This window comes from Aliidiomarina maris (genome assembly GCF_003987335.1).
In the GTDB taxonomy this organism is placed as follows: Bacteria; Pseudomonadota; Gammaproteobacteria; order Enterobacterales; family Alteromonadaceae; genus Aliidiomarina; species Aliidiomarina maris.
In genome coordinates, this window is sequence record NZ_PIPK01000010.1 from 73,103 (window position 1) to 94,270 (window position 21,168).

Genomic DNA, 21,168 nt, shown 5'->3' on the forward strand with positions numbered 1-21,168 from the left:
GTTACACATCAAGTACAATGTAGCACGTTAGCTATTTTCTGTCTATGACACACTTAGCCTTGAAATTTCGGCTCCCCAAGGTGATTTATTCTAGCTTCCAACCAACTTTTGCTCGAAACGGCACTTTAGACGGCAAGCAAATTCCAACCATGATTTGCACAAAAGGGAGCGATCTCTCATTGCTTAGCTAAATCCGCAATCCAACCTCAGAATGCAAATAGCCGATTTTACCAACATATGTTGCATGTGATTCAGCAAGCCTACGCCATCGAGGCGCATCGAATTGAGGTATCGGCCAGTATGGGCGTGAGTGTTTACCCTTACGACTGTAAAAGTGCCCACCAACTCATTCGCAATGCGGATCAGTCGATGTACAAAGCCAAGCGCTTAGGTAAGAATCGCTGCGTTATATTTGATGCGAGCTTGGCTGAACATGAGCAAACCAGCTCCTTGGTGCGTGAGCAAATTCGTTGTGCGTTGAGAAAAAAGAAATCGTGGCGTATCTGCAACCTAAAGTCGACTTACAAAGCGGACAAATTGACGGTTTTGAAATGCTGTGTCGCTGGCAAAAAGAGCGCCACCAAGTATTATCGCCCGCATCATTCTTACCACATATTCAGGACAGCGAGGTCATGATTGAGCTCGACAAATACATACTTAAACTTGCCCTTGAGTGTTTAGCGAGCTTCGATCAGCAAGGGCTTGAGTGCCATTTAAGCGTCAACGTAAGTGCTCATTTCTTCACCAGTGAGAACTTTTTACAGTTTTTGCAGGAACACGCGCAGGAACATACGCAATTAACTCCCCGTTTAACTTTAGAGATTGTTGAATCAGTTGCCTTAGGTGATCTAGAGCAAGCCACAGAGCGACTACAAGCCTGTCGCAATCTTGGATTACGCATCGTTCTGGATGACTTCGGCACTGGATACTGTTCGCTCACCTATTTTAAAGCGCTCCCCATTGACGAGGTGAAAATAGACCGTATATTCGTTAAAGACTTTATTGCCAACCCCGACAACGAAGCCATTTTAACCAGTATTATTAGCCTTACCCATCAATTCGGTCGCCGAGTGGTGGCAGAAGGCGGGACGCAATCACATTGCTTCGCGGTAGCCGCCTGTAGGTAAACGCCTACTTCGGCGAATCACTGGTTACCGCGTCCTTTGCTTCACTGGCACTGGCTTTAATACCCTTAAACAACAGGTACGCGACACCAAGCAGCACAGGCACTAATACCAGCCCAACCAAGGCAAAATAAACAATCAGAAAAATAGCACCGAAAAGCGTGGCTAAACCCAGTAAAACACTTAAAATTTTCGCTGTTGCTGACATTCAATACCCCAGTTAATTAGGATCAATTGATAAAAAAATGGCTCAGCAACCAGTATAGTTCAACGCTCAGAGTCTGCAGGGCCACCTTCATAAGCGCGCAAGGAGAACAACTGCTCAACCGGGGTGTGAAAAAATTCAGCCAACTTAAGGGCTAACACGACCGATGGCGTGAAGCGCCGCGTCTCTATGGTGCTAATGGTTTTACGCGACACCCCGATGGCGTCTGCAAGCGCTTGCTGCGATAGACCACGCAGTTTGCGCTCAATCGCGACACGGTTAAAAGCTTCGTCATATTGGTTAAGCATCGTTGAAATCCTTTCATCCTGATACTTAAGGGTATCAATTTATAACCTTTAGGTTACACGGACAAGTCATTTTGGCTTTTTTTTCGTCGCTTAGGCGCAAACCTAAGACATCACTACCCAAAACAAGGATAATGCGCGGGTTTACATTCCCCTGCTAGGTAGTGCCCCATGGAAATCAAAGTTAATTTTCTCGATAACCTTCGCTTAGAAGCCAAATTCGATGACTTTAGTGTCATTGCAGACCAGCCTATTCGGTACAAAGGCGATGGTTCAGCCCCTAGCCCATTTGATTACTTTCTAGCGTCGTCGGCCTTATGTGCCGCCTATTTCGTCAAGGTGTATTGCAACAGCCGCGATATTTCCACGGACAATATTCGTCTGTCACAAAATAATATTGTCGACCCGGAAAACCGCTACAACCAGATCTTTAAAATTCAGGTCGAGTTACCGGATGATATTTCGGATAAAGACCGCCAAGGTATTTTGCGCTCCATCGACCGTTGTACGGTAAAGAAAGTCGTACAAACTGGCCCTGAGTTCGACATTGAAGAAGTAGAAAACTTAGACCAAGACGCCCAAGCGCTGCTGATGGGCACCCCTAGCGCCGTGGATGGCGAAGGCACCCGCATTGAGGGCAAAGATTTACCGCTCGAGCAAACCATAGCGAATATGAGCAAGATCTTGGCTGATCTTGGCATGAAAATCGAAATCGCATCGTGGCGTAATATTGTGCCTCACGTATGGTCGTTGCATGTGCGTGATGCGGCGTCACCGATGTGCTTTACCAATGGCAAAGGCGCCACCAAGGAAAGCGCTTTGTGCTCAGCCTTGGGCGAATTTATTGAGCGCTTAAACTGTAACTTTTTCTACAACGACCAATTCTTTGGCCCAGAGATTGCCAATCGCGAATTCGTCCATTACCCGAATGAACGCTGGTTTACGTTAACCGAGAACGACAGCTTACCGGCGGGCTTATTGGATGCGCACACACGTGCTATTTACAACCCTGATGGCGAGCTCATGGGGTCGCATTTAATCGACACCAATTCGGGCCGTGCCGATCGCGGCATTGTTTCACTGCCATTCACGCGCTTAAGCGACCAAGAAACAGTCTACTTTCCGTCAAACCTAATCGAAAACTTGTTTTTAAGTAATGGCATGAGTGCCGGCAACACCTTGGCAGAAGCCCAAGTGCAGTGTTTGTCAGAAATTTTTGAGCGCGCGGTGAAGCGGGAAATTATTGAGCAGGAAATTACCTTACCCGATATCCCAGCTGAGGTGCTTGCACAATACCCTGACATTATTGAAGGCATTCAAGCTTTAGAAGCACAAGGTTTCCCTGTGCTAGTGAAGGACGCATCATTAGGCGGTCGCTTTCCCGTGGCTTGTGTCACCTTGATGAACCCGCGCACCGGTGGCGTGTTCGCGTCCTTTGGCGCTCACCCAAGCTTCAAGGTTGCACTCGAGCGTAGCTTAACCGAGCTGCTGCAAGGGCGCAGTTTTGAGGGCCTGAATGATATCCCACTGCCAACATTCAATAGCATGGCAGTCAGTGAACCGAATAACTTTGTTGAGCATTTTATTGATTCTACTGGAGTCGTATCGTGGCGCTTCTTTGCCAGCCAAAGCGATTATGACTTTGTGCCGTGGGACTTTGCCTCCAGCACCGCGCAAGAAGTAGACACCCTGATTGCGATGCTGGCTGACATGGGCCATCAAGTTTATATGGCCAGCTACACCGACTTAGGCGCGCCAGCGGTGCGCATTTTAGTGCCTGGCTATTCTGAGGTGTACCCAGTCGAAGATCTGATTTGGGACAACACCAACGTTGCACTGCAGTACCGCGAAGACATTCTCAACTTACATCGTCTTGATGACGACGCCTTGCGTGCCTTGGTCGAGCGTTTAGAGGACAGCCAAATTGATAACTACACCGATATTATTACCTTTATCGGCATTGAGTTCGACGAGAACACGGTGTGGGGACAACTGACCGTACTCGAGCTGAAAATTCTTATCTACCTGGCGTTACAAGCCCATGAAGAGGCCCTTGAGCTGGTCGAAATGTTCTTACAATACAATGACAACACCGTCGACCGTGTACTGTTCTATCGGGCCATGCAAGCGGTACTAGAAATTCACTTAAGTGACGATTTAGCCCTTGATGACTACACCTATAATTTTAATCGTATGTATGGCGAAAGTCGCATGCAGCAAGTGATTGGTTCAGTCGATGGCAGGGTGCGTTTCGCAGGTCTTGAGCCTACGAGTATGAATTTGGAAGGGCTTGAGCGGCACCAGCGATTACTGGAAAGCTACCATAAGCTGCACGCCGCGCGTGCTAAATCCGTTCGATAAAATAATCATTAAAATTCGAATATGCCATTGTTTCGGTTGATTTATTCAACCGAAACATGACTTGTTAAATGCCCGTAGGACAGGTAAGGTCATAAATTGAACACATATCATTTATTATAATTATTGGAAGAGAAAAGATGTTCCGCCGTATCTCAATCCATCAGTCAGCAAAGCCATCGCAACCGGTAACTTTGACGACCGCCCAAAGTTCACGTCTGACGATGAGTTTGGTGAAATTGGACGTTCAATGAACCGTGCGGTGAAGCGCTTAGCGCTTAACCCTTAACTTAGACAAGATTGAGCACGCCACTGGGCGCTTGAATACCCTTGCCGAAGAAAGTGAATCGCTGGCAGCGCAGTCTAACGAATCCAGTGATAAGCTCAACCATGGCTCCAGCCAGCTGGCATCGACCACGGAACAGGTCGCCAGCACCATGAGCAGTTTACAAGAATCGTTTGAGCGCATCACCGACAGTGCGAGCTCAGCAAGTAATAATGCTGACCAAACAGACGGTGAATTGCAGTCGATGGCAAAACTGCTTGATAAGCTTCATCACTCCATTACCGTGTTCGACGAAAACTTCGGTGAAGTAGAAGGCAGCGCGGGGCAAATCGACGGCTTCGTCAAAATTATCGATGACATTGCGGACCAAACCAACCTACTCGCCCTCAACGCGACCATAGAAGCAGCGCGCGCAGGCGAGCATGGCCGAGGTTTTGCGGTAGTCGCGGATGAAGTTCGCACGCTGGCACAAAAAACCCGTAAATCTACAGCGGATATCGTCGATATGACAGGCAACCTGCGTAAGCTGATTGAGCGTTCGGGGGAAGAGAGCGAACATGCATTGCAATTAGCCACCGAAGCATCAGAGCGCTCCAGCGACACCATTGGTAAAGTCGGCTCGGTGCTCAGTGAAGTACGCAGTATTTCCGGTGAAATGTCGCCATTGAATGCTGCAATCGAGGAGCAAACCAACGCCATCAACCATTTAAGCGATAACATTCAGGGCTTAAGTGCGTTGTGCGAGGATACCTCGGAGCAAAGTGCCAAATTATACAAAAACGCGGTGTCACTTGCGGAGTTGAGCGAGGCACTGGCCGACGATATGGAAGAGCTTGAGGCTTAATCAGTTCAAGCTTCAATAAAAAAAGCGCCAACCTGGCGCTTTTCTTATTTCAACCTTTGATTAGAAGTCGTAAGACAACGATACCCACAGTCTGCGACCATCGATATACGTGCCCTCAATCGAGCGGCCGATATTGGAGTACATCGAGACAAAGCGTGTCTCACCGTTGAACTCATACGCCCGCGTTTCACCAAAGTCTTTATCGAACAGGTTATACACCACCGCATTTAAACGCAGATTGTCACTAATTTGATACCCCGCGCCCAGGTTAAATACTTGGTAACCTTGTAACTTGTTATCTGTCGCTTCGAAAACTGCCAGGTTTTCACCACTGGTAGGTGGGTCAATAAAGCGGTCGCGGCTACTTTTATATTCTGCTTCAAACCAAGTATTCAGACGCTCGGTGACTCGCCATGTGGTGGTCGCGAATGCTGAATGTTTCGGGTTGTTGACCAGGTAATCGCCTTGGTTATCGCCGGTGGTTAATTCGGTATCCATCCATGTATACGTAGCTCGCACGTCCCACACTGGGGTAATCTCGTACTGCGCGGTTAGTTCAACGCCGCGGGTTTCCGCCTCGTCTAAGTTCACCTGCTGGCTAAAGTCCGCCTGCTGGCTAAAGTTACCCACCGTAATACAACCAGGACGATTCAGCGGTGTATTCGCGTCTGTGTACAAGCAGTTAGCAATACTCGCGCCGCTGGCGAACTTATTCTCAAATTGGTTTAAGAACAGCGTACCAGTTAAAAACAACCCCTGATGGTTGTTGTAGTTCGCGCTGACCTCGTAGTTGGTGGTCTCTTCTGGCTGCAAGTCTGGCGAACCTAAGTTCACCGTTGCGCCTTGACCACCAAAACCGACTACGCCACTGTGTAAGGCATTCGGCGTGGGTACTTTATATCCGGTGCTGACGCCACTTTTTAACGTCCAGCGGTCGGTTGTATTCCAGACCAAATACGCACGTGGTGTAAAATGTCCACCAAACGCGCTGTGGTTCTCATAGCGGCCACCAAAGGTTAGTCGCACGTCTTGCAACACATTCCACTCGTCCTCGGCATATAATGACCATGAGTCCTGCTCAAAGACATTGCCCATGCCAGCTGCGCCGTCAATGACTTCGTTATCTTTGAACTCCGTGCCTAAGGTCAATACATGGGCACCAATTGGCGCTACAACGCGGCTTTCAAACACCAAATCAGTATTCTCAAGTACACGTGGTTCACCACCCACGGCGTCATAGCCAAAGTCCGGCGCAGACCCCGTCGGTAAAGTGCGCCCTTCTTGCTCCGTATAAACACGGCGTAAGCTTGTGGTCCAGGTACCAAAACTCAAGTAGCCCGTGTGCCCCACAGCCAATTGGTCACGATAAAAACGAAGTTCATCTTCATAGCCAGAAATTCGATTTGGCGTGCCATCTGGGTTATAGGTGTCTAAATTACCGAGTCGACCGTCATCGTTGCTGTAACGCTGGCGAGCAGTGTCCGCTTCGGCCCATAAACGATGAGCGTCACTGGCGACATAGGTGAGTCGACCACCAAAGGAGTAGTTATCACCTTGGGCAGGACGTGGATCACGGCCAATGCTGCCAGGGTTTAAACGCTCAGAACTACCCCGGTCAAAAAAGCGCCCACGTAATTGTAGGCCCACATTGTCCGCGATTGGTCCGCCTAAACTTAAATTTAGGGTCGCCGCATCCGCCGCGTCACGATCTTCCTGCAGCAAGTAATCGGCGGTGATATTGCCGCCCCATTCTCCAGGCACGGGCTTAGTAATGATATTAATCACACCGCCCATCGCGTCAGAGCCATATAAGGTCGACATCGGTCCGCGAATCACCTCAATGCGTTCAATCGCTGACAACGGAGGCATGAAGCTGGTGTTAAATTCACCAAAGCCGTTAGGAGCGATGTCGCCCGAGGTGTTTTGACGCCGACCGTCAACTAAAATTAAAGTGTAATTAGACGGCATGCCACGCATTTCAATACTTAAACCGCCGGTTTTACCGACGCCATTGCGTACATCGACACCAGGAATAGACGTCAATGCTTCGGCAATGTTGGTGTATTGAGTACGCTGTAATTCTTCGTTGGTAATCACGCTGATGCTGGCAGGTGCGTCGACTAAACGCTGTTCAAAGCCCGCCGCTGTGACCACAATCACTTCCATGTCTTCTGGTGTTTGGCTGGTATCCGCCAATGCAGGGTTTAAAGCGCACGCAGCGCCAATCAAGGTAGCTAAACCGGTACGACGAAATATCATCTGAGCCCCTATTGAGAGAGAGTACACACATTATTGTAAGAATAAATTAGCGCGCTAATAGTAATCATTATCATTAGCGTTATCAATTGGAGTGACTCAATTAGATGGGGGTTTTACTGAAAACTGAATTCATGATCGCTAAACACGACGCCCGTGCAGGCATCGAATGGCATTGGTAAAGGCTACGCACGGCGTGAACGCTCCCCTAAGGACAATGCTCACGCCGATAAGAATGGCTAGTGCTTAAAGCCCAGCAAACTGAAACGCCTGGGCGGTCTCGAAGTGGCTCGACGCTTCGCCCGCATAGGTTTGGTAATGGTCAACCGCCAAGCGCTTCACTTCTGCTCCAGGGCTTAAGTCGAACTGCTCTAAACTGACCCAAAAGGTGCTCGGGGTCAGCGCAGTTTCAAAGTAGTAGTTCAAATTGATTTGATCAGCCACTGCGCGCCAGCGGGTTGATGAAATATTGGGTTCTGTTGGCGATGAAATACCGTAGGGTACCGACACATTGCGCATCACGCTAAAGACACTGCTGACCGCTACGCGTTGATCGTCAGTGCGCGGAATCGCATCAATATAGAAAGCCGCACGCACAAATCGATCAGCGGCTCGGTTGGTGCCAGGTAACATGGTGGTGCCACCAATTTGTTGCCAATAGCTATTGAGCGCCAGTTGCTGCTCGAAGACTGGCGAATTGGTCATGACCCGATAGTCATGGCTGTGGTGAACCACTAATGCACCGTCAATATACTCGAATATCGCGCTGTCACCGCTGTTATCTGAAATGGATAAATGCACGGTGGTAAAGCGTTCCGTGCCAGGGATTTCAGACGAGACCACCACAAAAGGCTCACTTTGTAATGCGTCTACGGCTTCACTGACACTGGCAAAATTGTCCAGTACATACTGCACCCACGCGGCTACCGACAAGCCCTGCTCACTACCGTCATATTCAGGGTATTCTGATTCAGCGAGCCACAATAAATTGGCGACTAAGCCGCGCTCGTTCATACCGTCCGTGGTCGCAATATCAAACGAACTGGTGATCACGCTGCCGTACTTCGATGTCCAAGTAACCGAGTTTGGCCCCACTTCGCCCTGGCGCTCCATACCTTGGGGAAACACCCAGATATTAGCTGGAATATGGTCCTTCCAATCCATCGAGCGCCCAGTGATCACCAAGCCATTCTCGCCAACATACACCGCGCGCGTACAGGCGTCTGCTGGAACGCTAAAAGACAATAAAGACGCTGCGCCAACACATAACGCAGCAAGGGTTTGATTGAGTTTGAAAGCAGGCATCACTGAGACTCCAAGAAGGTTTTGCTCAGCATAGCCTGCCAAATGCCAATCACCTAATATTCGTTGCTTTTTTGAGCGCCTCTAGCAGTTTTACGGGCGCGCTTTAAACTCATAGCCACCCCCAGCGCTCAAAATTTATACCAAAAAAGCACGCTTAACATTGAACAACGGCGGCGAATAGCGTAGATTGCCCCGCTTTGTTGTTCCCCTGAATTGAGTACCCTATCTGTGATTTCTGCTGCAAATATCACCATGCAATTTGGCGCTAAGCCGCTGTTTGAAAATATCTCGGTCAAATTCGGCCAAGGCAATCGTTATGGCCTGATTGGCGCCAACGGCTGCGGTAAATCGACCTTCATGCGCATTTTGAGTGGTGAGCAAGAGCCTTCTGCGGGGAATGTCTCGGTTGGTCCGAACCTGCGCGTCGGTAAACTACGTCAAGACCAGTTCGCGTATGAAGCCTTTACCATAGTCGACACCGTGATTATGGGGCATGAAACCTTATGGGCGGTAAAAGAAGAGCGCGACCGCATTTATGCCAGTGAAATGAGTGAAGAAGACGGCATGCGCGTAGCTGACCTAGAGGTCGAATTTGGTGAAATGGACGGCTACACCGCAGAAGCCAGAGCCGGTGAGCTATTAATTGCCCTTGGTATTCCTGTTAAACAGCATTTTCAACCGATGTCGGTATTAGCGCCAGGTTTAAAAATCCGCGTGCTACTGGCACAGGTGTTGTTTTCTGACCCCGATATTATGTTGCTGGACGAACCGACCAACAACTTGGATATCAACACCATTCGTTGGTTAGAAACGGTGCTGTCTGAACGCCAAAGCACGATGATTATTATTTCCCACGACCGTCACTTTTTGAACAGTGTATGTACGCACATGGCCGATATCGACTACGGCGAATTGCGTGTGTACCCAGGCAACTACGACGACTACATGTTCGCTTCAACCCAGGCACGTGAGCAGTTATTGCAAGACAACGCCAAGAAGAAAGACAAAATCGCCGAGTTGCAGGCCTTCGTAAGCCGCTTCTCAGCCAACGCATCAAAAGCCAAGCAAGCGACCTCACGCGCGCGTCAGATTGATAAAATCAAACTCGACGAAGTCAAAGCTTCAAGCCGCATGAGCCCCTACATTCGCTTCGAACAGCAAAAGAAGCTGTACCGCCAGGCATTGGAAATTGAAGGCTTAAGTAAGTCGTTTGATGAGACACAAATTCTGAAAAACTTATCCACCCAAATTGAAGTGGGTGAGAAAGTGGCCATTTTAGGCGCCAACGGGATAGGCAAAACTACCTTGTTGAAGTGCTTAATGGGCAATTACACCCCGGACAGCGGTGAGTTTAAATGGTCAGAAAACGCCAATATTGGTTACTGCCCGCAAGATCATGCTGACTTATTTGCCAGCGATCTGACAGTGTTCGCGTGGATGAGCCAGTGGATGCAGCCACAACATGACGAGCAGAATGTTCGCGGCGTGTTGGGCCGTATGTTGTTCTCTCAAGACGACATTCAAAAGCCAGTGAAGATTCTGTCGGGTGGTGAAAAGGGCCGCATGATTTTTGGTAAGCTGATGCTACAAACCCCGAATATCCTGGTCATGGATGAACCCACCAACCACCTTGATATGGAATCGATTGAATCATTGAACTTGGCGCTTGAAGATTACAAAGGGACTTTGTTGTTTGTCAGCCATGACCGTGAATTTGTATCGTCATTGGCGAACCGGATTATTGAAATTACCGAGCACGGCATTCGTGACTTTGCCGGTACTTACGATGACTACCTGCGCCAGCAGGCAGCCATCGCAAACTAAGGCAACTCAGCCTTATACAGATTAAACCAGGCGCGCGCGGAAGCGGCGCCCTTTTAACTTGTCTTCAGTCAGTAGTGCCAAGGCGTGCTTCGCTTTGGCACGTGCCACCGCAACATACGCCACTTTGGCCTGAACTTTAATTTTACCCACTTGCTCAAATGCCAAACCGCCGTCTTTAGTCAGGGCGCCGACAATATCGCCCGGGCGCAGCTTGTCTTTCTTACCACCCTGAATTTGTATCGTCGCCATGCTCGCAGGGGCCGGTTTGCCCGTTGGTGCCGCGTCAGGAAATGCTTGTAAGCTCAGTGGCGCAGGCGCGGTGTCCTGCAGCAAGTGAAACTTGTACTCGCACTGGGTGGTCAGCAAACTAATAGCGCGCCCTGCTTCACCAGCACGACCCGTGCGACCAATCCGGTGGGTATGGGTTTCGACATCATGGGCCAGACCTAAATTTACCACCAAGTCTAACGCCTTAATGTCGAGCCCGCGCGCAGCGACATCCGTTGCCACTAGAATGCGCACACTTTGGTTGTTGAACAGCAGCAAGGTCTCTTCGCGATCTTTTTGTTCCATATCGCCATGCAGCGCTTGCACACTAAAGCCTGCGTTATGCAAATAGGTAAACACCGAATCCGCCTCACGCTTGGTATTACAAAATACAATCGCTTGATTCGGTTGTTGAGCAAGTAGCACGTGCGCTACAGCTTCGGCGCCATGCTGACTGGCACTCAGTTGATAAAACAACTTTGTAATTGGGGCTTGGGTTTCAATCGCTGCCACTTCAATGTGCGCAGGTGCTTGCATTAAGTGCTGCGCTAAGCTGGCAATTTGCGGCGGGAATGTAGCGCTAAACAACAAGGTTTGACGCTTCACTGGTGCCGCTTCAATAATCGCATCAAGTTCAGCCTGGAAGCCCATGTCGAGCATGCGGTCGGCTTCGTCGAGCACCAAGGTATGCAATTGCGTGAGATCTAAACGTTGTTGCGATACATGGTCAAGCACCCGCCCTGGCGTGCCCACAATGACATGCGCACCATGCTGCAACGATAAGCTTTGATCCCGTGTTGGCACACCACCACACAACGTCAGCACTTTGACGTTGGCTTGGCTGCGCGCGAGACGTCGAATTTCCTCAGCGACTTGCTCCGCAAGCTCGCGGGTTGGGCACAACACCAATGCTTGCACCGCATACTGCGCCACATTGAGGTTATGCAGCACCGTCAGTGCAAACGCAGCGGTTTTACCCGAGCCCGTTTGCGCTTGTGCAATCACATCGCGACCTGCGAGCATTAATGGCAAGCTCTCGGCCTGCACCGGGGTCATGGTGTGGTACTCGAGGGCAGCTAAGGTTTGCAGTTGTTCAGGCGCAAGCGGTAAGCTGGCAAAGTCAGTCGCTGACATTTAAAATTCCTTCGGTGCTAAATAGTCGCACTATTGTACCAGCGATAGCTGACGCTGTCGGATAATTCACTGCACCTGCGTTGTTATGGACTATGGTGTTATGGCGCTTGCAGTGCCACCAACGGCAATTCAATCTGAATATCACCGTCGCTCAGATACACCACATGGTCGGCTATCATGACGCCCCAATGGGTATTGCGCGAAAGACGCTCGGCGATTTGTTGGTGTGCAGCCTCTGGCAGGGCAACAATATTGACATGCCCAAGGTGGTTCACTTTGGGTAAGGTTTTTTCTGCCCACACTCTGCTGTTGCCGTAGACCAGCACCGACATCGCCGGCGCACGCCGACTGGCTTTAATAATACGCTCATGATCAGGCTGGCCAACGTCAATCCAATGTTCAATCACATTCGCTAAGCTGATTTGCCAAAGCGCGGCGTCGTCGACGTCTGACAAACCGCGGCCAAACTTTAATTCTGAGTGGTAAAACAACGCGTAGGCAAGAATTCGGGCGCTTAAACGTAACTCAGTTTCTGATGGGTGGCGTGCGACGGTCAGCTTGACGCTTTCGTACACGCCACGGTCAGTATCAGAAATATCTAAACTTATTTTATACGGGGTTGCCTGTAGGGCCATGGCGTACGTCTCCTGGTCGCCGTGTATGACCTCTAATTGTCTATGCTCTTGAGTAAGGTATCAAGCTTAGAAATCTTGTGCTAGCGGCCTGCTGCCCTTTGGCACACTACGCGCAGGGCTCGTCTGTCGGCGTTACTTAAGTGCTGCGGTAATAACTGCCCCAACTGGCTTTCTAAACGCGCGGTCATAATCGCATCAGGCTCAGGTAAATGGTTGATACCAATGGCATGACCAAGTTCATGCGCCAGGATGGTTAACAAGGCTTCCTGACTGCTGACTCGAAACACATGAATTTGCTCTTCAGCGACTTCAACATTGCGACCACGTTGGCGAATAAAAATACCATGCTCGCCGACATTGGTATCGGCCCCTTGGGCCGCGGAGCGCCGATTCAGGTCATTTACCAGACCGGTGTACTGCTCAGCTAGCAAATTGCGTTCAGCAACCTGGGTGTTGAATCGATAACGTACCCGCTCCGCCTCGCGAATACGGTTCTGAAGCTGGTCATGAACCTCTTGTGAAGCGGCCTGCAAAGTCTGCAATTTAGGCATCACGCTCGATGGCACTTGACCGCGCCGATTGGTATGACGATCGCGCAGAGCCTCAAAGTCTTGTTGTAGCGCTTGTAGCTGCTGGTTCTCACTATCAATCCGTGTGTTCAGTTCATCAATTTCAGCATTCAATACCGCAAGGTCTTGATCCGCTTGTGCAATATCTTTGCTCAATTGCTCGGCTTGATCGAACATCTCGCGCAGTTGGTCATACAGCGCTTGGCGGTGATCAAATATCAGCGAAACCGCAATACCTTGATCGCGAGTGTGCACAAATAAAGGTGTCTCTGCCGCTTGATTCCATAGCTGAGTCGCCGCAGTCATGGTGTCAATGAGCGCTTTGCGACTTATATTAAACCGTGGGTCAATGTCAGCGATATGCCATGCCACCTGAGAACGACACAAAGTCTGAGCTGGGCGATCTTGCGCTACTCGCGACGCTAGCGCAGTCGAGGTGACGAGCCCGAAGCCGATTGCGATCAATGCGCATACACATCTGGCCTGCTTGGCTTGTATCAAACTCCGGCTCCCATTATATACCTTGTTACTGGTGCTAACGTTGTCAAAACGCGCCGAGTGACCAAAGCTTCGGGGTCTCGTATAAGCGCTATTTCTAACCTGCAGCGACGACCAAATACTGACGTTACAATCGAACTGGCATTAATTCTGTGCCCTCTGGCACTTCCAGCTCTGGAAAATCTGCCACCAGCGCTTGGTAAACTTCGGGATACTTAAGCTGCATCACCGCTAGGCGGCGATGGTGGAATATATCCACCTCCGGCTGGAAACTCATGAGCTCACGTACGATGGGCTCCATGGTTTGAATTGGTAAACGTCTGTTGCTGGGGTTGAGGGCCGCGTGCAACGGGTCTTGATTCAGGCCTCTACCGCCAAATGGAAAACCCTCAGCCACTAGTTCACTGACCAAATCCGCTCTACCATTTTTTACCGCTATATGCAGTAGAGTCTGGCCTACCGAGTCTTCAGCACGCAAATCCAGCCCCAAGCTTTCAAGCTGCTTAAGTCGGCCCATATCATAGAGTAGGTTTTCACGGTCCATTAAGAAATAGTCGGGGCGACTGGGTAGAAGACCTGATCGCATTAACGGCTGCAAATATTCGTTGTTCCAAGTCAACACATGCAACGCATATTCCACTTGATCTTGAGCATCAATATCCAACGCCAGAATAAATGCAATTGCAGGATCAGGGTCGCCATTTTCGAGCGCGCTCTTAGCTTCACTGTCAAATGGGTACCGGAAGCGTACTAAGCCCCTAATCCACTGGTGATGACGATAATGATCGACCAAGCCCGGGTCGATAGCGGAAAGCTCTGCTTCAATTCGCCGAATATCGTCAGCATACTGTTCAACGATCGGCATGATCAAATGATTCGCATCCATCGGCTGCCACGCTTGGTAGAAGTCTCTGAGCAGTTCCCGACACTGCTCGATCTGGGTTTCAAGCTGTTGAGCATCCGTGTTGCTGGCTAGATACTGAGTCAGGTCTGCGGCTATTTTGTCAATCAATGGCTTCGCGTCTGCCTTGTTCGGCCCATGACGCACCGTAATAGTGGTTAAATCTAGCCCATATTGCTGTCTTAAATGTGTAATAGCATCAGCGTCAAACCGATAAGCGCGGCGGGGAATATCACCCTCAACCTGATCTGAACTTTGGGTTGTAAAACGCGCTGCTGAGCCATATTGCTGCATCAAGGCAACGATAGCAGCGGCGTCCGCCTCGCGCGGACAACAGTCAGGTTCACCTCGCGTTTCAATTGCTTGAGCGTAATCGAGCATGACTAAGGCATGCTCCATACTTGAGCCTAGGTATGCATCCTCAGAAGGTCTCACCCCTTGTTCCAAGAGTTTTTGAACGACTGGTAAGCGACCGGAAATAATAACATGATCAAGAATCGACAGACTTTCTTCACGATGATAATGCACCTCAGTGTGCATATCCTCAACGTGAGTCAGCAACAATATGATATCTTCGTCGCTTAACTCGCTGTCGCGGGTAAAGTAAGCAACTTCGTTAATGGTCGGCGGCTGACGAGTAACCAACGCCTCCCGCTCACTGGGCGATATGGATAGGAAGTCCTTGTATGCCTGCGAGGGCGGTATCACCCTCAGGGTCAGCCCAAAATCTTTTGTTTCAGGAAATTGGCGTTCAAGCTCGTTTTGCGCGAACCGCAATTCTTGTCCCATCTCGGTTCGAGCACGCAGATAACCAACTCGAAAACTGGCAGCAAAATTTGAGTTGAGAAAATGCTCTATCGCAACAGTGACTGCATCCAGGGAATACCCATCGTCAATGTAATCCGCCCACCCTTCATGCCTCTCTCGCAGCCAGCGACTGCGGCGATCACTATAGGTTTCGGTCAACGATTCGCAACTGCTAAAGTTCAAAACATCAGGAATTTCTATCCTTGCATTGCGTGGCTGACGCTGCGGTGGGCTGGTAGAGGCGGTTGAGGGCTGTGGGTGGTCCTCAGCTTGGACTGGCTGCGGCTGATGCACCTTTAGCGACTTGTCTGGCGACAAACCCCACAATATGCCTGCAACCGCCACGACCAACACAACGCCTACCACTAACGTCTTTTTCATCACGATCCCTCGTTAAACATCGCCAAGCATTGTGCGTGCCGCTCTATTCTTTATCCGCCAGCGACCCTATACAGAACTTACATTCACCGACCTCTGGCGCTGAGCTCTCAACATAACGCAGGCGGCGGCTGGCTTTCGAGCGCGTGCTGGATACCTGATAAATACGGTCTCGCGCTTGCGGCTTAGAACCCAAGTACTGGCACACAGCGCCCGGCCCCGTATGGCCTTCACCTTCTTGAATATCACGCACAATTTCCTGACCCAAAGTCACGTCATAGTAAGGAAAGGCCACCTGCAATTCGTCCAAGCTTACCATTAAATCTTGCTGCGGTGGACCACCCGTGCCGCGCCCCTCGCCGTCGGCCAAGCAAAGAATGTGCGGCGGGTTATGCACACTTACCAGTTCTGTGGCGTGCGCTTTTAAAAAATCATTCGGCTCAACGTCGAATTTTCGGCTATATGTATGGTTAAAGGCCACAAATTTGTGGCCTTTTGTTTAAAATGTACGCCGCAAACAGGCAATTCTACCCTCTACCCCATCGATGATAGTTGCCTGCATTGACGGCGGCATTAATGAGGCTTGAATAATAGCTTTAACGTACTTCTCAACCTTAGCCGTCAATGATGTTACAAACGCCGTAGCTGCCCTTTCATTTAGCCCCAGAGTTTGACCAAGACCAATAAAGTCCTGTTTGGTGTAATAACCAAAATGCTCATAGGCTGCGGTAAACTGCCCCTCCCGCTCCGCTTCGGTGAGCGATAGAGTTAGATAATCGGCAAGATTGTATGCTGGGTAGGGGAACACCGATAACACGTCATACATGGGGGTAAAGTCGAACATGGTGGTGCTCGTCGCATTCGGCTTGCGGTACAGCGAGAAGTTTTTCAGGTGCAAATCGTTATTACCGACTAAGTATGCAAACAGCACCTGCTGCAGCCCTTTCATGATAATCGGTTTCTTCTGACCCGCAGCCTCATACATGGTGCGAATTGCCAATTCATAAGACCACATGTTAGGGTCGCCCTTGTTCGATGAGTGCGCCTGACAAAGTGAGGCCGCATCCTCAATAAATAGGCGCTGCCCGTCGGCAAGCTTATCAAATCGCTTGGTAATGTACCCAAGTTCACTGTCCGCAAACGGTATCACCGCACAATCGGCCACGTGCAGGCCCACTGCTCGCGCAAGGTTCATAATGGCGTGCTCATTGGCAGGTAAGTGTTCAATACCCGGTGGCATTGGCTTCAATATGTAGTCACCATCGCCATGAGCTGGTACCAGTCTACTACCCTCCCGCCGAACCATCACCTTGCGCTGCACCCCAGAGATGGACTGGCCTTCGAGGTAGGGGCCCGCTTCACGGTCAAATTCACTGGCGGTCATTGCGATACTTAGACCACCAGCGGGCATGGATCTCAGCCCAAACATGGTTTTCGCGAATCGCTTACTAAAACCTTCGGTCAGTTGCGTGTCGGCCGTTGACTTCAGTGTTCCAAGGCAAATACCCATCACGCCTCCTTCGTTTGAGGGGTAACGCTGATAGCGCCAATCAAATCGCGCCCGTTTGCCAGCAATAACCCAAAGGAGTCTTGTTTGTCGGTTCGAGCTTTGGCACTTTGATAACGGCGTACCCAACCTTCACTGGTCAGGTTTTCGAAAAATGGCGGCAACACGTCAGAAATAAACGGCGCTTGTTGCAGCGCAAAGTGATGACCTATCGGACTTCCTTGTTTTAGGTAGTCACTGTCGTATTGAAACTGATATTCAAAGCGCAAGCCATCGGTTATTTCACGCAAGGTACCGGCAAGCCGGCCATTGGCCCACACCAGCCCAACTCGCTCGCGCTTCACCTTATCCATCGATAGGCCCCGCGTATAGTGTCATTCCAAACGACTGCAAAATACTCATCAGGGTATCGACCCGCATTGATGTAGGATCATTCTCAAAGCGGCGCATCGTATGCGGTGTGACACCCGCCATTAAGGTGAAATCACCTTTACTCAAGCCATGTTCTTTGCGGTATGCCTCGACCAGCTCAGACACCGACTCAATGGGCGTAATCGGCGTGTCCGCAGGCGGTCGACTTTCCTTAACCGCCTCCTGCACTGCCGTTGCTAACTGCTCAAAGGCTCGCTGAACGTTCTCGTTGGTATGTATGGGCTGACTCATAAAAAGCACTCTAGTTACATTCAAGTACGTAATAACTATATATTTGCACATAAATGACATTTTGCAAGCCAAAATGTTACTTAAGTGCCGATATTGAATAATTATTACTTATTTATGTAGCCAAATACCTTTTATGTATCTTAAAACCCCGTGATGGTTACCCCAAGCTGCTCAAATTATAGATTTACCCCGGCAAGTATCAGCCCGACTGGGCTGGTTACCGCGCTTTCGGAATATCCGACCAACGCGTGGTGTAAGCGGGCGACAAACGCTCGCGTTTCATATGCCAGTCGGTTTTGCCGTGTTGCGACGCAAAATACAAGGTACCAGTTTTAGTCTTGTTTAAGTTATCAAGCACCGCCATCAGCGCTTTGCTTTTTGGTTTCGGTTCGTGCACATCAAACAGCGAGGTTTGAAACACCCCAGGCTGATAAAAGTCCGATAACATAACGCCCGCTTTGGTGTACCTGAACCCCGGCCGGTAAATCCGTGCGCACAATGCTTGAGCGAGTGTCAGCAGCTCGCGGGTGTCTTGGGTCGGTACTGGTAACTCATACGTCACGCTATTGCTATACTGGGCATCGCTGGTATTAAATGGATTGGTACGCATAAATACCGTCGCTTGTTTCGCTGACTGACCTTCATAACGCAGCTTCTCTGCCGCACGCACGATAAAGGTCGCCACTGCCGACTGAATGCTGTCTAAGCCTTCAACTGGGCTACCAAAGCTGCGCGAAACAACGATTTGCTGCTTAGTGGGCGTCACGTCTTGCATGGATAAACACGACTCACCCCGAAGCTCGCGTGCGGTGCGCTCAAGTACCACCGAAAAGGCTTTACGAATGGTTTTAAGATCGGCATCGGCTAACTGCAACGCGGTTTCAATGCCCATCGTATTGAGTCGTTTAGATAGTTTTCTACCCACACCCCACACCTCATCTACTGGCGTTATCGCCATCAGCTTGCGCTGACGCGCTTGACTGGTTAAGTCCACCACGCCACCAGTTTTAGGGTATTTTTTGGCGCCATAATTAGCCAGTTTGGCCAGCGTTTTGGTCGGCGCCATGCCGACACAGGTGCGGATACCCACCCAACGCTCAACTTTGTCACGCAGTTCATGCCCAAAATCAGTCAGTGATACCGCACTGGCCACACCGGTTAAGTCAGCAAACGCCTCATCAATGGAGTACACCTCCAGCTGGGGGACCATGCTTTCGAGAGTGGTCATCACCCGGTTGGATATATCGGCGTACAATGCATAGTTCGATGAAAATACTTGCACGTCATGCTGGCGAATCAAGTCTTGGATTTTAAAAATTGGCGCCCCCATTTTAATACCAAGGGCCTTAGCTTCCGCCGAGCGTGCCACCGCACAGCCATCATTGTTCGAAGCCACGATAAGAGGTTTGAATTTTAAATCTGGTCGAAACAGCCTCTCACAAGACGCGTAGAAATTATTGCAGTCAATCAGAGCAAAACACCTGGCTGGCTTTTGCGCCGCTGTAATTGGTTTAACGCAGCCCATGGATCACATAGCTCACCACGCCAAACACATCGAGTTCGACACTATCTGGAATCACAATGGGCGGATAATTGTTGTTATGAGACACAAGTGCGGGGAATGGTTTTAACTGCAGCGTTTTCACCGTGAGTTCACCGTTCCAACCCGCAATAATAATGTCCCCTGCTTTGGGCGCCAGCGAGCGATCAACCACCAAAATATCGTTGTCATGAATACCGACACCCACCATAGAATCGCCCGTTGCGCGCACAAAGTAAGTCGCCGCTGGGTGCTTAATGCACAGCTCATTTAAATCTAACTGCTGCTCAACGTAATCCTGCGCAGGTGACGGAAAGCCCGCCTGCACCGCTTCCAGCAAGTATGGAATTTGCAGCTTAGGGTACACCCCAGCGCGACAGATAATTTCTACAGACATACGACCTCGACTACTGTTTATATATACAGTACCCAGATCTTTTGTCTGATCATCAAGCTTGTTGTGCAATACTTATTCTAAGGTCAATTGCAACGCACCGAGGGATCTCTAGTACTGACATAATTGAGCATGTACTGATGATTCAATATGCGCAGCCTGCATTGAAGCTCGACGAGTTGAATATGCTGAAAACGCGAATTTGACCCTAATCGGCAAAGGCAGAAATAAAGAATATGGCGAATATGTGTTTAACGACTGTGGTCACAGGCAGGAAATAACCTACCAAGCGGTGAAAAAAGGTCCACCGCAATACGCCTGCAAAACCTGCCAGGAGATAACCTACGCGTCAGAGGCGGCAGCCTATGGGCTCATTCTGCTTGGACCAGGCTCCAGCAATCTGACTCGCAGTTATCTTAAAAGCGACTGTAACCATACGCTAGACCTACGGCCAAGCCATATCAAAACAGGCGGTTTTGAGTGCAAGGACTGTCAGCTTGAGCAGTTTACCGATATTTTTAAGCAGGCTGGACTGACACTCAACGGGCCGGGGACGCGGCCCAAATCCTGGGCCTATACCTGCAATTACTGTGGTGATTCGGATGAGGCAGGGCCTTCGCACGTTAAAGCAGGCAATTTTCGTTGCGCTGGGTGCTTAGAGCAGAAGCACGTTGCTGAAGCAGAAGCGAACAACCTGGAGTTGATTGCTGACAGCCTGCACCAAGGGTACGCGATGTATCAGCTGAAAAGCTGTGGCCACGAGCAGGAAATCCGCATCGACGCCGTGCGCCGAAATAACTTCGCGTGCCACTCGTGTGATGAGTCACATTTAAAGTGGCCAGCATCCATCTATCTTGCGAAAATCGAACTAAATGGTATCTCACTGTTAAAGCTCGGCAAGGCCAAAAACTTTGACCTGAGGGTAATACGATACGGTCTACCCGATAACGCTGAGATAACGCTTCTACGCGTCGTTGAGCTGCCTACCGGACGACTCGCCCAGTCACTTGAGCGAAAGCTACACGTGGCGCTAGGCGGTCAACTAGACCGCGAAGAAACATCGCAGCTCTTTACGCTTAGTGGTTCAACCGAGTGTTATCCGCTGAGTCGTCAACGCGATATTTTGAATGCGCTGGCGAAGCTGGAGAGTGAGTATAGCTAAACGTTAGTTGCTCTATGCTAGCCCGGCTTTGGTGCCGGGCTTTTTCGGGTTTAGGGATGCACCTTGGGCTGCGAGCGTGTAATCTTTTATGATGAGAATTTTGTTCCAAGGGACGAAACAATGAATGAAGCATTAGTGATTATAATTCCGCTGATTATTGTACTTGTCGGCGCGCCAATCGTATTTTTACGCAAGCGAAAATAAGC

20 protein-coding genes and 1 pseudogene are annotated in these 21,168 nt (G+C 49.9%); 7 read left to right on the forward strand and 14 right to left on the reverse strand.

Annotated features, from left to right (window positions below; translation table 11 throughout):
• Window positions 1-198: 198 nt before the first annotated feature.
• Window positions 199-390: pseudogene (locus CWE07_RS14710) on the forward strand (diguanylate cyclase domain-containing protein); the annotation flags it as partial.
• A gap of 80 nt (window positions 391-470) precedes the next feature.
• Complete coding sequence (locus CWE07_RS10825) at window positions 471-1,127, forward strand: EAL domain-containing protein (RefSeq protein WP_111569859.1); 657 nt, start codon at window positions 471-473, stop codon at window positions 1,125-1,127.
• Window positions 1,128-1,131: 4 nt separating this feature from the next.
• Here the strand turns inward: CWE07_RS10825 and CWE07_RS10830 are convergent, their stop codons facing one another.
• Both CWE07_RS10830 and CWE07_RS10835 read right to left on the reverse strand, forming a co-directional pair.
• Window positions 1,132-1,332, reverse strand: a complete 201-nt coding sequence (locus CWE07_RS10830) for a hypothetical protein (protein WP_111569858.1) — start codon at window positions 1,330-1,332, stop codon at window positions 1,132-1,134.
• 59 nt (window positions 1,333-1,391) lie between these two features.
• Complete coding sequence (locus tag CWE07_RS10835; protein ID WP_111569857.1) at window positions 1,392-1,637, reverse strand: helix-turn-helix transcriptional regulator; 246 nt, start codon at window positions 1,635-1,637, stop codon at window positions 1,392-1,394.
• A 168-nt stretch (window positions 1,638-1,805) separates the two neighbouring features.
• Here CWE07_RS10835 and CWE07_RS10840 point away from each other — a divergent pair, with 168 nt between their 5' ends.
• From CWE07_RS10840 to CWE07_RS10845, 3 genes are all read left to right on the forward strand, one after another.
• The gene (locus CWE07_RS10840; protein WP_111569856.1) at window positions 1,806-3,995 is read left to right on the forward strand and encodes an OsmC domain/YcaO domain-containing protein; all 2,190 of its coding nucleotides are present in this window, start codon (window positions 1,806-1,808) and stop codon (window positions 3,993-3,995) included.
• 175 nt (window positions 3,996-4,170) lie between these two features.
• Window positions 4,171-4,281: a HAMP domain-containing protein gene (locus tag CWE07_RS14715; protein WP_420836547.1), complete on the forward strand. Its 111-nt coding sequence runs from the start codon at window positions 4,171-4,173 to the stop codon at window positions 4,279-4,281.
• A gap of 31 nt (window positions 4,282-4,312) precedes the next feature.
• Window positions 4,313-5,122: a methyl-accepting chemotaxis protein gene (locus CWE07_RS10845; RefSeq protein ID WP_111569855.1), complete on the forward strand. Its 810-nt coding sequence runs from the start codon at window positions 4,313-4,315 to the stop codon at window positions 5,120-5,122.
• Between the two features lie 60 nt (window positions 5,123-5,182).
• Here the strand turns inward: CWE07_RS10845 and CWE07_RS10850 are convergent, their stop codons facing one another.
• Window positions 5,183-7,381: a TonB-dependent receptor domain-containing protein gene (locus CWE07_RS10850; protein WP_198679918.1), complete on the reverse strand. Its 2,199-nt coding sequence runs from the start codon at window positions 7,379-7,381 to the stop codon at window positions 5,183-5,185.
• Between the two features lie 243 nt (window positions 7,382-7,624).
• A complete protein-coding gene (locus tag CWE07_RS10855; protein ID WP_111569927.1) occupies window positions 7,625-8,683 on the reverse strand; it encodes a linear amide C-N hydrolase in 1,059 nt (352 codons plus the stop codon).
• Window positions 8,684-8,911: 228 nt separating this feature from the next.
• Here CWE07_RS10855 and CWE07_RS10860 point away from each other — a divergent pair, with 228 nt between their 5' ends.
• The gene (locus tag CWE07_RS10860; RefSeq protein ID WP_111569854.1) at window positions 8,912-10,507 is read left to right on the forward strand and encodes an ABC-F family ATPase; all 1,596 of its coding nucleotides are present in this window, start codon (window positions 8,912-8,914) and stop codon (window positions 10,505-10,507) included.
• Between the two features lie 21 nt (window positions 10,508-10,528).
• Here the strand turns inward: CWE07_RS10860 and dbpA are convergent, their stop codons facing one another.
• The 10 genes from dbpA to umuD all read right to left on the reverse strand — a co-directional run bounded on the left by dbpA (window position 10,529) and on the right by umuD (window position 19,803).
• On the reverse strand, window positions 10,529-11,908 hold the full coding sequence (gene dbpA / locus CWE07_RS10865; protein ID WP_111569853.1) for an ATP-dependent RNA helicase DbpA: 1,380 nt from the start codon (window positions 11,906-11,908) through the stop codon (window positions 10,529-10,531).
• Between the two features lie 98 nt (window positions 11,909-12,006).
• Complete coding sequence (locus CWE07_RS10870) at window positions 12,007-12,543, reverse strand: YaeQ family protein (RefSeq protein WP_111569852.1); 537 nt, start codon at window positions 12,541-12,543, stop codon at window positions 12,007-12,009.
• An 80-nt stretch (window positions 12,544-12,623) separates the two neighbouring features.
• A complete protein-coding gene (locus CWE07_RS10875) occupies window positions 12,624-13,613 on the reverse strand; it encodes a matrixin family metalloprotease (RefSeq protein ID WP_157983265.1) in 990 nt (329 codons plus the stop codon).
• 124 nt (window positions 13,614-13,737) lie between these two features.
• Entirely contained in the window at window positions 13,738-15,699 is a 1,962-nt protein-coding gene (locus tag CWE07_RS10880) for an ankyrin repeat domain-containing protein (RefSeq protein ID WP_111569850.1), read from the reverse strand.
• A 43-nt stretch (window positions 15,700-15,742) separates the two neighbouring features.
• Window positions 15,743-16,177, reverse strand: a complete 435-nt coding sequence (locus tag CWE07_RS10885) for a hypothetical protein (RefSeq protein ID WP_111569849.1) — start codon at window positions 16,175-16,177, stop codon at window positions 15,743-15,745.
• 18 nt (window positions 16,178-16,195) lie between these two features.
• On the reverse strand, window positions 16,196-17,206 hold the full coding sequence (locus CWE07_RS10890) for a type II toxin-antitoxin system HipA family toxin (RefSeq protein ID WP_111569848.1): 1,011 nt from the start codon (window positions 17,204-17,206) through the stop codon (window positions 16,196-16,198).
• On the reverse strand, window positions 17,206-17,556 hold the full coding sequence (locus CWE07_RS10895) for a HipA N-terminal domain-containing protein (protein WP_111569847.1): 351 nt from the start codon (window positions 17,554-17,556) through the stop codon (window positions 17,206-17,208). Before CWE07_RS10895 ends, CWE07_RS10890 begins: the two co-directional genes overlap by 1 nt.
• Window positions 17,549-17,866: a helix-turn-helix domain-containing protein gene (locus CWE07_RS10900; protein WP_126819002.1), complete on the reverse strand. Its 318-nt coding sequence runs from the start codon at window positions 17,864-17,866 to the stop codon at window positions 17,549-17,551. Before CWE07_RS10900 ends, CWE07_RS10895 begins: the two co-directional genes overlap by 8 nt.
• 217 nt (window positions 17,867-18,083) lie before the next feature.
• The gene (gene umuC, locus CWE07_RS10905; RefSeq protein ID WP_111569845.1) at window positions 18,084-19,391 is read right to left on the reverse strand and encodes a translesion error-prone DNA polymerase V subunit UmuC; all 1,308 of its coding nucleotides are present in this window, start codon (window positions 19,389-19,391) and stop codon (window positions 18,084-18,086) included.
• Window positions 19,378-19,803: a translesion error-prone DNA polymerase V autoproteolytic subunit gene (umuD, locus tag CWE07_RS10910; RefSeq protein WP_111569844.1), complete on the reverse strand. Its 426-nt coding sequence runs from the start codon at window positions 19,801-19,803 to the stop codon at window positions 19,378-19,380. The genes umuC and umuD overlap by 14 nt, the downstream gene beginning before the upstream one ends.
• A 244-nt stretch (window positions 19,804-20,047) precedes the next feature.
• Between umuD and CWE07_RS10915 the strand changes: the two genes are divergently transcribed.
• Entirely contained in the window at window positions 20,048-20,962 is a 915-nt protein-coding gene (locus CWE07_RS10915; protein WP_111569843.1) for a hypothetical protein, read from the forward strand.
• Window positions 20,963-21,168: the final 206 nt, after the last annotated feature.